Genomic DNA, 12,402 nt, shown 5'->3' with positions numbered 1-12,402 from the left:
GTTGCCATGTTTTTTATAGTGATGTGTATTTTGAAAATTACAAGGGCATTCATATAGAAAATGCAAAAAAATAAGCAAATCAGTCGGAATTAGTATGCTGAAAGGTTTAACGCTTAAAACGATAGATACCATGAGGTGTGAGGAGTGCATCCAACGGCTGATCCCATGCTTGACGGGGCAAGGTTTGATCAAGCAATTGAAACGTGTGAGCCAAACCTAAACGGAATGGTTGATATGGTGATGTTGCCAATGTTCGGTCATAAAAACCACCGCCCATTCCCATTCGGGTTCCATGATGATCACAGGCCACTAAAGGCATTACCACTAAATCAAGATGAGACACAGAATAACCACGACTTGTCATGGGTTCTTTCATACCTAAAGGATGATGAGAAAAACGCTGATTATGATATTGATGAGAACTCACTTTTACCCAGACCAATTTATTATTCATATTACAGATCATGGGTAAATAAACTTGTTTTTTTAATTTATAACATTCTTCAATTAAAAGTTGGGTGTGAACTTCGCCAAAAGCGTGTAGGTAAAGACCGATTTTTTGATGACGAGTCATTATTAAAAATTTTCTAAAAAAGAATAATGCCGCCGAAGTTGAGTTCTTTTGCTGAAATTTGTTTAGCTGTTTGCGCTTCTGAGCTAAAGTTTTACGAAGATTTTTCATATTTTTTACAAAATGCCAACTCTCTAACAAATAAACACACAAAATTAAAAGAATATCTCACATGAATTTTATCAAAAAAATAATTTAATTAACCTAATAAATTAAGTCTAAATACAAAATTTAATAGAAAATCCACACTTCCTATTAATTATATTAAATTATATATAGGGATTAAAAATAAAAACTTAACAATATATATGATTTAAATCAAGTTTATTATTTTTAGTGTGATGGACTTATCATTATATTAGTTATAGACTTTAGCCAAAATCAAAAAATCCTATAACTTACTTTACTGGCGGTAACAAATAATGAACAAAGTATACAGAGTCATATGGAACGCTTCTTTGGGAGCTTGGGTTGCGGTTTCTGAGTTAGCTAAATCCAAAGGCAAATCAAAAACTGTAAAAAAAATAGCAGGAAGTGTAGTGGTTGCAACTGCTGCGATCATTACAGTTTCAGCTCATTCACAGGATATCAATGAAGATTTAAATGTCGCAGGTAAAATAACAGCTACCGGCACGATTACTGGTTCGGATGTGACTACCGATAGTGGCGCCTCTCTCAATGATTTGAATAGTAAAGTTAATAATACAACTACAGGTTTGGCCAGCAAAGCTTCGCAAACTGATTTAGATAATCTGACAACAACAGTAAATGGAAAAGCCTCCCAAACTGATTTTAATAACTTGAATAATCAAGTAAATAACGGAACCACAGGATTAGCTACCAAAGCTTCCAAGGCAGAAGTAACAGCTGCAAAGACGGAAGTTGTGCAAGGCAAAAATATTAATGTAACTCCAACTACTGGAAGTAATGGGCAAACCATTTATACCGTTAAAACTGCGGATGATGTGAATTTCAATACGCTTACCACCACAGGTAATACAAGCATTGGTGGAGCACTGACGGTAACAGGCAATGCTAACTTAAATAATGGTGCCAATTTAAATAATAAGAAAATCACTGGACTTGCCAATGGTACTGCTGATAGTGATGCGGTCAACTATGGTCAGATCAAAAATCTGGTGATTGGGAATAATTATGATGGTATTCAGTATTTTAGAACAAAATCAACAGAAGCTGATGCGAGTGCTTTAGGTGAGGACTCTACCGCAATTGGACCTTTAGCAACTGCAAATGGTGATAATTCAATAGCGGTTGGCAATACATCGCAAGCCAATGGTCTTGGTAGTATTAGCGTTGGTCAAAAATCGATTGCCTATCAGGAAAATAACGTCGCGATTGGTAAAGAATCTGCTGCCTTAGGAAAATACAGTACCGCCATTGGCGCAAGTACTGGTCAGCCTAGAACGCCAGTGTTAACTAACGATAGTAATAATAACAATCAACTCACTGCTATTGATGGAATTCCTGTGACAGCGACGGGTTCAACGCCAGATACCATTACCGAAATTAATGGTACTGCTGTAACACCTGATCAAAGAAATGCTTTTATTGCACTACTGAGTAGTGGTGCCAATCTGGCAGGTGGAGAAGCCAGTCTTGCACTCGGAACCTCGAATCTTGCAACTGGAAATTCCAGTGTCGCTCTGGGTTCAATGAATAGTTCAAGTGCAACTTCGAGTGTCGCTTTAGGTTCTAACAATAATGCAAATGGTAGTTCCAGTATCGCAATTGGGGATCGTAATAGTGCGTCAGCGAGTAATGCAGTAGCCATTGGGACTCAGGCTTCTTCCTCTCGCTCCAATACGATTGCAATTGGTAAAGGCGCAATTGCAGACACCAGTTCTGGGATTGCCATTGGTGAAAATGCAGGCGTAGGATCATCACAAGGTTCAACCACTGACCGTGTAGAACATATCGCGATTGGTAAAAATTCAGGACAAAATGTCGTTGGTAATCAAAACATTGCCATTGGCAGTGGCGCAGGTTCTAATTTATCTCCAGATAATAATTCTAGTTCGGATAGTAATATTGCCATAGGGATTGCAGCGGGAAGTGGCATTAATGGCGATGATAATATTTCCATTGGACGCAATAGTAATACAAATGGAGGAGCCATTACACGTTCAGTGACACTAGGCTCAGAAACCAAAAGCTCTAGCCAGTCTGTTGTAGTTGGAAACTCGTCTAAAGTCACTTCGGGAACCGATGCTACAATTGTGGGATACAATGCTCAAGTCACGGGCACAGGCGGTATTGCACTCGGTGCCAATACCCAAGCAGCTGCCAATAATATTGCGTTGGGTATAAATAGTGATGCTAGTGCTAATTCGACGACGAAAGCCTATTTAGTCTCTGACACGATTCCTGATGTTGCAACGGTTGGTTATAGTGTTGTTTCGGTCGGAAATGGAACAACAACTCGAAGGATTACCAATGTTGCGCCAGGGGGAAATCCAACAGATGCTGTGAATGTGAGCCAATTGACTCAATTACATAATGACGTTTCTTCTATATTGGGTTTGACAGGTTCCACCGATGGGAAATTTGGTGAAATTGATATTAATGGTAAAACCTACGGAAGTATTGTCGCGGCGATTGCCGCTGGAGGGGGAGGTGGAGGAACTTTACCGACTGATTATTATGTCACCTACACAAATCAGGCTCAAAATGAAATTAATCTGGGTCCGAATGGCGGAAAAGGAACAACCATCAACAATGTTGCGACAGCGACCAATGATGATCAAGCCGTTAATTTAGGACAGGTCAAAGCGCTTGCGAAAGATGCCACAGTCAAATATGTGTCCATCAATAGCACTGATGGAGCGAATAAGTTAAGTGACCAAGCGATTGCAAATAATTCTGTGGCAATTGGTCCAAGTACTGGAACTACGGCTGTCGCAGAAAACAGTATTGCCTTAGGTTCAAACGTTCGTACTGAGGCTTTAAATGGTATTGCAATTGGTAATAGTGGAACTCGAGCGAAAGGTGAAAGTTCGATTGCTATCGGTAAAGAAAATACCACGGCAGATATTAACAATATCGCTTTAGGAACTTTAGTCAGTACCAAAGGTATCGATAGTATTGGGATCGGTAAAAATGTTCAGACTGATGCAACGAGCAGTACAACAAATTACGCTATTGCCATTGGTAGTGATGCAGAAGTACAAAATTCAGACCAAGCGATTGTAATTGGTCGAAAGGCGATTGTAAGTCAGGACAATGGCGTTGCAATTGGTAATGAAGCATTAACTCAGGGTGAGCAAGGTATTTCTATCGGAAGACAAGCCACTTCATCCGCTGAAAATACCACAGCGATCGGGAATAAAGCATCATCATCGGGACAAAGTGCAAATGCAATAGGTGACAATGCAAAAGCTCAGGCAAAAGATGCAAATGCAATGGGTACAGCGGCAAATGCCTCTGCGCTCAATGCTCTGGCTTTAGGCACTGGAGCTTCTGCTTCATCAGAAAATAGTACCGCAATTGGTAATCAGGCTCGGGCTTCTGCAAGTGATGCAGTGGCACTGGGTAATGGTGCTGTTTCTCAAGCTCAACAAGCAATTGCCATTGGAAAAACAGCAACCGCATATGCAAAAAATGCAATTGCTACAGGTACAAATGCAAATGCTTATGCAGAAAATTCAATTGCATTAGGTAGTAATACAACGGTTAATAATAATCATGCCAACGCTGTAGCCTTAGGAAGTAATTCGGTATCAGGTGATTATAACCAAACGACGAAAAGCACCATTAATGGTCGAGATTATAACTATGCAGGTTCTGGTGCAGGTTTATCTACTGTCAGTGTTGGAACAAAGGATAATGAAAGACAAATTATCAATGTTGCTGCTGGTCGTGTGACTGCTACAAGTACTGATGCTGTTAACGGCAGTCAACTCTTTGCAGTACAGGAAGAGGTACAAAAACCACTTAGCTTTGCTGGTGATAGTGGTACAAAAGTTGATCGTAAGTTGGGTGATCAGCTTAAAGTTACGGGTGGTGCAAGTGGTACATTAACCGAGGGTAATATTGGTGTGGTCGCCAATGGCTCCGATACTTTGCAGTTAAAACTGGCGAAAGATGTGAATTTAACCAATGCGGGTAGTTTAACGGTTGGAACTACTAAATTAACAGATGGAAAAGTGGAAATAAAAGATTCCTCCAATAATAGCAATGTGAGTACATCGACCAATACTGTAATGACAGCAGGTGCGAGCAGTAATACGATCGATGCAAATAGCATTACATTAAAGAATGCTGCCAATAATGTCGTGCTTAGTGGGTCAACAGGAACTTTAACTGGGTTAACCAATAAAACTTTAACTGTATCTGGATTTGCAACGCAAGGACGAGCAGCGACAGAAGAGCAGTTAAAGCTGGTGAATGATACAGCCAATAAAGGTTGGAACATCACGACCAATAAAGATACAGCCAACAAGTCTAATGTAGCGCCAGACGCAACAGTAGATTTCTCCAATAGTGATAAAAATATTACAGTCAGCCATTCAGGTACAAATGTTGATCTAAAACTGGCCGAAGTGGTGAATATTGGGGGGCAGTCTGGAGGCGCCACTATTAGTGTTAATGGTAAAAATGGAACCATTACTGGTTTAACCAATAAAACCTTTGATCCAAATAATTACACAACTGGACGGGCAGCTACGGAAGATCAACTTGCGACACCACTTACATTCACAGGGGATAACGCGGGTGTAAATGTTCAACGTAAATTGGGTCAGCAGCTCAGTATTGTTGGTGGTGAATCTGTCGCAACAAATTTAACCGATAATAATATTGGTGTCGTTGCAGATAGCACCAACAACAAACTGACGGTCAAACTTTCTAAAGACATCAAACTTAATAGTGTAAATGCCGCGGGTACAGTGATTGATAGCAAGGGATTAACGTTTGTTAATTCGAGTGGTGGGGCTATTCCAAATTCACCAAGTATCAGCGCGACAGGTATCAATGCGGGAACCAATAAGATTACCAATGTTGGCGCTGGAGCAATCACTGATACTTCAATGGATGCTGTAAATGGTAGTCAGATCAAAGGCATTATAGATAAAGGCTTTACCGTCAGTTCAAATGGAAATACAGCCGCTAAGGATACGATTGCCTTAGGTGAAAATGTTGATTTCAGTGCAACTGATACTAATATTAAAGTGACCAATACTGGAAATAATCAAATTACGTTTGGTCTGGAGCCTGTGGTTAAAGTCGGGCCTGCGACTGGAGGAAGTCCTGTTACGATTAATGGTAACACCGGTCAAATTACAGGCTTAACCAATAAAACCACGACAAGTTCGGACTTTGCAACCGTAGGTCGTGCAGCGACAGAAGAACAATTAAAGACGATCCAGACAGGTTTAACTGATTCAGGTTTTGGTCTTAAGGCGGCGGATAGTAATACGGTTAATAAAAAGTTAGGCGAAACCATTGATATTGTAGGCGCCGATAGCAATATCACCACCAAAGTCGTGAATGGTCAGGTTGCCGTTGAGCTTTCCAAAAATATAGATTTGAGCAAAGCGGGTAGTTTAACGGTTGGTAACACTAAAGTGACTGACGGCAAGGTTGAACTAAAAGATGGTGCAAAATCAAATAGCAGTACGGTAGATGGTACCGTGGTGTCTGATGGCACAAATACGACCACCGTAGGTGCATCTCAAATTACGGTTGGGGCTGGATCAAACCCAATTATTATTAATGGAGCCACAGGTCGTGTTAGTGGATTAACCAATACCACATGGGATCCGAATGCAACCTATAACCAAAATCAAGCGGCCACAGAAGAGCAGCTTAAATCGGTTAGTGACGTTGCTCAAAATGCCAATAAAGGCTGGAAATTCACTTCAACAAACAAAGGAGGAGTCGCATCAGCTGCGCAGAAGATTGCACCAGATGATACCTTGGACTTTAATAACACAGACGGTAACATCAAATTAGCTGCTACAGCGAATAATCTGACTGTAAATCTAAATCCTGATGTGAATTTGACTTCAGCAGGAAGTTTAACAGTTGGATCTTCTAGCATAAAAAATAATGAAGTCAAAGTGGGCTCTAATACCTTGACTGACAATGGATTGACAGTGGGTTAGACCAGTGTGACCTCTGGCAATGTTACAGGCTTAACCAATAAAACCACGACAAGTTCGGACTTTGCAACCGTAGGTCGTGCAGCGACAGAAGAACAATTAAAGACGATCCAGACAGGTTTAACTGATTCAGGTTTTGGCCTAAAAGCAGCGGATAGTAATACGGTTAATAAGAAGTTAGGCGAAACCATTGATATTGTAGGTGCCGATAGCAATATCACCACCAAAGTCGTGAATGGTCAGGTTGCCGTTGAGCTTTCCAAAAATATAGATTTGAGCAAAGCGGGTAGTTTAACGGTTGGTAACAGTAAAGTGACTGACGGCAAGGTTGAACTAAAAGATGGTGCAAAATCAAATAGCAGTACGGTAGATGGTACCGTGGTGTCTGATGGAACAAATACGACCACCGTAGGTGCATCACAAATTACGGTTGGGGCTGGATCAAACCCAGTTATTATTAATGGGGCCACAGGTCGAGTTAGCGGGTTAACCAATACCACATGGGATCCGAATGCAACCTATAACCAAAAGCAAGCGGCCACAGAAGAGCAGCTTAAATCGGTTAGTGACGTTGCTCAAAATGCCAATAAAGGCTGGAATGTTAAATCAGATTCAACTTTAGCATCTACTCAAGTTAAACCAGAAGATACTGTCGATATAGGTCTCGCGAATGACGAAAAGAATCTTAAGGTTGCAGCGACTAATAGTAATGGAACCACGACCATTGACTTTAGTCTGAGTAAAGATTTGCTGCTAGATAGTGTGAATGCTGGTGGAACAGTTATTGATAAGAGCGGTCTAAGATTTGTTGACCCTATTACAGGTTTACCTTTGTCTAATACTCCATCGATCTCTTTAGGTGGAATTAATGCGGGTAACCAAATTATTAGCAATGTGGCCCCAGGTAAAAATGGAACGGATGCAGTCAATGTGAATCAGTTAAATGATGTAAAAGCGATTGCAGAAGAAGGATGGGTGTTTACTACAGCTACATCAGGTAAGGGGCAAACCGTAAATTCATCACTTCAAACGATTAAGCCGAATCAAAGATTTACCATGATTTCTGGCGATAACGTGGAGCTTATTCAAAATGGCGACAAGGTGACTGTTACCACCACGCCAGAAGTGAATTTTGATAAAGTAACGGTCGGCAATGTGGTCATTGACAAAACCACCAATAAAATTACGGGTGTAGAAGCGGGAACCATCGCAGCAAATTCAAAAGATGTGGTAAATGGCAGTCAGCTTCACGATCTGGGTAGCGGTGTTCAAAATATTATTGGTGGCAATACCACTTATGATCCTAATACTGGGACATATACCAATAATAATATTGGGGATACTGGACAAAATAACATCAATGATGCGATCAAATCGATCAATGACACCGCCCAAAATGCCAATAAAGGTTGGACAGTTTCCACCAATGGTCAAAATGCAAGTCAGGTAAAACCAACGGATACTGTGGATTTTGCCAATAAAGACGGCAATATCAAAGTCAATAACACAGGCAATAACATTACGGTTGACTTGGCGAAAGATATTCAAGTTGATAGTGTGAAGGCTGGTGATACAACAGTGAATAACAATGGTTTAACCATCAATGGTGGGCCAAGTGTAACCAAAAATGGTATCGATGCAGCTGGCAATAAAGTCACTGGTGTTGCAGAAGGTAGCATTGCTCAAGGCAGTAAAGATGCAGTCAATGGCAGCCAGATTCATGACATTATCGGTGATGGTGCATTTCAGGGAGGCGATGGCAATACCATTACCAATATTGGAGGCACGGGTGCAACCAACATTAATGATGCGATTGGATCAATCAATCAAAAAGCAGGTCAACATAGCACTGTTGAAGCAGGTCAAAATATTACGGTTAAAGAAAGTACCAATAGTAATGGCGGTAAAGAATATACCGTTGCGACCGCAGATGATGTGAAATTTAACTCGGTCACCTCAAATACCGTGACTGCAAATAATGTGAAAGTTGGCGATGTAAATATTGACCAAAATGGTATCAATGCAGGCAATCATAAAATCACAAATGTGGCACCGGGTGAAATTTCCAGCACATCCAAAGATGCTGTCAATGGTTCGCAATTAAATACCTCGAATCAATATATCGTGAACTCGCTGGGTGGGGGTGCCAAGTATGAAAATGGTCAATTTACTGGCCCTACCTACAATGTAAATAATGGAAGTTATAACAATGTCGGAGATGCATTGGGTGCATTAAATCAGGCAGATATCAATCTTGGAAATCGAATTACCAATCTTGGAGATCGTTTGGAACAAGTGTTCTATAACGTAAACGGCCGTATTGATGATGTCGAGAAAAAAGCCAATGCAGGTATTGCTTCTGCGATGGCACTGGAAGGAGCGCCTTTTGTTGCGGGTAAATTTACCTATGCTGTAGGCGCTGCTTATCATGGTGGAGAAAATGCAGTCGGTGCAACCTTGCGTAAAACTGCGGATAATGGTCGCTGGTCAATTACAGGCGGTGTTGCAGCAGCGTCGCAGGGAGATCCAAGTGTCCGTGTGGGTATCAGTGGTGTGATTGATTAATTTCATGAATGCTCAACAGGAGATGGATGGGCCATCTCCTTTCACAAAAATATTAAAGAGAACAAAAGCTATGCAAATCAAAAAAACTTTTATGTTCGCTGCAATGTTGGGCTTTATGATGTCTGCAACAGCAGCTGAACCGACGGCAACGACAGAACAAATTACTTTCCCTGACATCAGTAAAAGCTATCTTAAACAGGTATTGCGTTATGAAGTGGCTGATGTAGTTCGTTTAGATACTGGATTGAATAAAGACCAGATCAGGCACCTATTAGGTAATCCACAATTTAATGAAGGAATTTTTGGTGCAAAAGTCTGGAATTATGTGTTGGATATTCGTGTACCGAACAGTAATGATTATAAACGTTGCCAGCTTCGTATTGATTTTGACAAGAACAACAAGGCTGAGCGATTATCTTGGAAAGGTCAGGATTGTGAAGCTTTAATACATCCTAGCAATCCAGCACCAACTTTAACCCCAACTCCAGTACCTGTTGCTCCAGCACCCGTTCGATCAAAAGATATCCTATTCGCTTTTGATCGCTCAGATGTTGCAGGAATTACAACTGGAGTAGATTCGGTCAAAGAAATTGCAGAACAGATTAATCATTCACAAGATCATCGTCCTGTGATTGTTGCGGGTTATACCGACCGATTAGGGTCTTATGCCTATAACCAAAAACTTTCTGCAAAACGCGCACAAACGGTAGCGACATTGTTGACGCAATATGGCATTGATTCTAATCGTATAAAGATAGAAGCGAAAAATCAGACCACTGCCTATCAACAATGTGGGACAAACTCAGATAAGTCTCAACTGGTTGAATGTCTAGAACCCAATCGCCGTGTCAATGTAAATTGGTAAGTCAAGCAAATTGATAAAAAAGTACGCTTGAGGCGTACTTTTTTTAAGACTTATTTGATAACACTTTGGGATGCATCACTAAACGATAATAAGCAATGAATAAGAAAGTCCCTGCGGCACAGCTCAAAAAGATCAGTTTAGGTAATACAAAATAAGTTTGGGTACCCATCTGATTGAGTTGTATAAACAATTGAACAGCATGCGTGGAAGGCAAAAGCCAAGTAAAACCCTGTATCCATAACGGCATTGCTTGAATAGGCCAGGCAATGCCTGTTAATAAAAATAAGGGAATAGAGGTCGAAACCAGAAAAAGTCCAGCTCGTTCAGACATATCCAAGAGTGAACCAAAAAGTAGACCTAATCCACTGACACAACTGACGAAAATGGGTACAGCCAACAGCATTCCCCAGAAGTTTCCGCCACGTGGATAGTCATTAACCCAAAAAATGAAGCCGAATAAATAAAAACAACCTAAGCAACCTATGGTAAAAAAGCAGGCAAAAATTCCCCAAAATTCACTTGCTTTCGGACGCCAGTTTTTTTCTCGAAAACCGCCAATCAACATGCCCAAACCTAAAACGATGGTTTGATGAATAATCACAGGTGCGACCGCAGGGAAAATATAACTTCCATAACCTGATAAGGTATTAAACAAAGGGATTTGGTGGATTGAAAGTTCGGGTTTGAAATGTGAAATTTTTCCAAAGCGTTCGGCTTGTTCACGAATCGCATTTTCAATCGCAGTGGCTAAGCCTAATCCAATATCTTTGGTTTTTAAAAAGTAGGCAGTACTGATATAAAGTCCGATCCCTCCAACTTCGCCGCGTTGAATACTGTTAGACAAATTGTTGGGTAAATACAAGATGCCATCCGCTTTTTGGTTACGCACCATTTGTTCGGCTTCAAGAAAATTACCAGTAACTGCTTTAATCTTCACATCAGGACTATTGGCAACTTGAGTAATGATCGTTGAAGTGACGACACTCTGTTCTTCATCTACAATGACGATAGGAAGAGATTCAGCGTGTTCTGCCTTATAGGCCGTTGGATAAAAGATACTATAAAAGAAAACAGATAAAATGACGGTGGTCAAAATAGATGAGTTTTTAAAAATATTTTTAAATGTTTCAAGATAATAGTGAAAGAAATTATGCATTGCTTTGCTCCTTCACTAACTTTTTCATGAGTAACACACTCAGCGCAAAATAAAATAGACAATAGCCCAGTAAGATGAGAAAAGACCAAACTGAAATTGAGATATCACTCCCTACAACCCATTGCTCTGTTTGTAAACGTGCATAAGGGGTATAAGGAATGATCATTGACCAAAACTGAGTAAAAATGGGAGCATTATTTAATGGTAATGTGACACCCGCAAAGCTTAACGATGAGCCTCCATAAACTGCAATAAACCCAAAAGTTCGTCCTAAATTTTTACTGGCAAGCACTACCGTTGAACTAATAAAGGCATAGGCAAAATACAGTAAAATTTGTCCTGCCAGTATCATCACTAAGCTTCCCGCAACAAACCAACCTCTAATTTCGATCAACCAAAACATCCATGCCCAAGTCCAGAAAGTATAAATCACCACATAAACCAATATTTTTGCAAAAAGTGCTTGGATATAATCATCTTGGTTTGCCCAGTCAGGTACAGTTTCTCTTTTTAATTCCTGTCCAATCGCAAATGCCACACAGCAACATAGTAATAAATGTAAAATAGCAGGAATAACAAAAGGTTCTAAGTAAAATTCATAACTTAAATTTGGATTATATAAAGTTGAAATTTTAACGTTGGGTGTTGGCATACTGAGGTAAGGCAGCACATTTCCCAGATAACTTTCTCCAGCAAAATCTGCCATGCCATTCAAAACAGACAAAAGCATGGCCGATGAAACCGTATTTCCCACACTAAAAAATGACTGATTAAACACTATACTAATTTGGGCATCCTGTGCATTGACCAAACGCTGTTCTGCGCCCGCAGGGATATGGACATAACCCCAGATTTTGGTTTGGTTGAGTAAATTCTCAACTTCAGTCTGGTTTTGAGTTTGATATTTTACATCGAGGGTATGATTGAGTGATAAATCACGACTAATGTTACGACTGAGTTCACTCTGATCCTGATCGATGACGGCAATGGGTAGATGATCAGGTTTGCCCGTATAAAACATGCTACCAAATAACAAAATGATAAATAGTGGGGCAATCACCACCATTGCCAGATCCCACTTATTGTGAAGGAGATAGCGTAGCTCTCGTAACATACTGGCCAGCAT

Annotated in this window: 6 protein-coding genes; 3 read left to right on the top strand and 3 right to left on the bottom strand. The window is 40.4% G+C overall.

Going from position 1 to position 12,402, the window contains the following annotated elements:
* Positions 1–106: 106 nt before the first annotated feature.
* Positions 107–682, bottom strand: a complete 576-nt coding sequence (locus EGS47_RS03070; protein ID WP_171455408.1) for a 5-formyltetrahydrofolate cyclo-ligase — start codon at positions 680–682, stop codon at positions 107–109.
* Positions 683–993: 311 nt separating this feature from the next.
* Here EGS47_RS03070 and EGS47_RS03065 point away from each other — a divergent pair, with 311 nt between their 5' ends.
* From EGS47_RS03065 to tpgA, 3 genes are all read left to right on the top strand, one after another.
* Positions 994–6,693: an ESPR-type extended signal peptide-containing protein gene (locus tag EGS47_RS03065; protein ID WP_125269169.1), complete on the top strand. Its 5,700-nt coding sequence runs from the start codon at positions 994–996 to the stop codon at positions 6,691–6,693.
* Between the two features lie 6 nt (positions 6,694–6,699).
* Complete coding sequence (locus tag EGS47_RS03060; protein ID WP_228711791.1) at positions 6,700–9,255, top strand: YadA-like family protein; 2,556 nt, start codon at positions 6,700–6,702, stop codon at positions 9,253–9,255.
* Positions 9,256–9,325: 70 nt separating this feature from the next.
* A complete protein-coding gene (gene tpgA, locus EGS47_RS03055) occupies positions 9,326–10,120 on the top strand; it encodes a trimeric autotransporter adhesin/peptidogylcan-associated protein TpgA (protein WP_004990470.1) in 795 nt (264 codons plus the stop codon).
* Positions 10,121–10,163: 43 nt separating this feature from the next.
* Here tpgA and EGS47_RS03050 read toward each other — a convergent pair whose 3' ends face one another.
* Together EGS47_RS03050 and EGS47_RS03045 are read right to left on the bottom strand one after the other, a co-directional pair.
* Positions 10,164–11,276, bottom strand: coding sequence for an ABC transporter permease (locus EGS47_RS03050; protein WP_005003136.1), 1,113 nt, complete (start codon positions 11,274–11,276; stop codon positions 10,164–10,166).
* Positions 11,269–12,402 (bottom strand): ABC transporter permease, encoded by a 1,134-nt coding sequence (locus EGS47_RS03045; protein ID WP_005003137.1) that lies wholly within the window; start codon positions 12,400–12,402, stop codon positions 11,269–11,271. The genes EGS47_RS03050 and EGS47_RS03045 overlap by 8 nt, the downstream gene beginning before the upstream one ends.

It is taken from the genome of Acinetobacter sp. FDAARGOS_515 (assembly GCF_003938865.1).
Lineage (GTDB): Bacteria > Pseudomonadota > Gammaproteobacteria > Pseudomonadales > Moraxellaceae > Acinetobacter > Acinetobacter ursingii.
The sequence above is the reverse complement of the archived record's forward strand: the minus strand, read 5'-3'. Positions and strand labels throughout refer to the sequence as shown.

Coding starts and splice junctions, on each gene's coding strand:
- tpgA (WP_004990470.1), top strand. CDS start 9,326: ATGCAAATCAAAAAAACTTTTATGTTCGCTGCAATGTTGGGCTTTATG.
- EGS47_RS03065 (WP_125269169.1), top strand. CDS start 994: ATGAACAAAGTATACAGAGTCATATGGAACGCTTCTTTGGGAGCTTGG.
- EGS47_RS03070 (WP_171455408.1), bottom strand. CDS start 682: ATGAAAAATCTTCGTAAAACTTTAGCTCAGAAGCGCAAACAGCTAAAC.
- EGS47_RS03050 (WP_005003136.1), bottom strand. CDS start 11,276: ATGCATAATTTCTTTCACTATTATCTTGAAACATTTAAAAATATTTTT.
- EGS47_RS03045 (WP_005003137.1), bottom strand. CDS start 12,402: ATGCTGGCCAGTATGTTACGAGAGCTACGCTATCTCCTTCACAATAAG.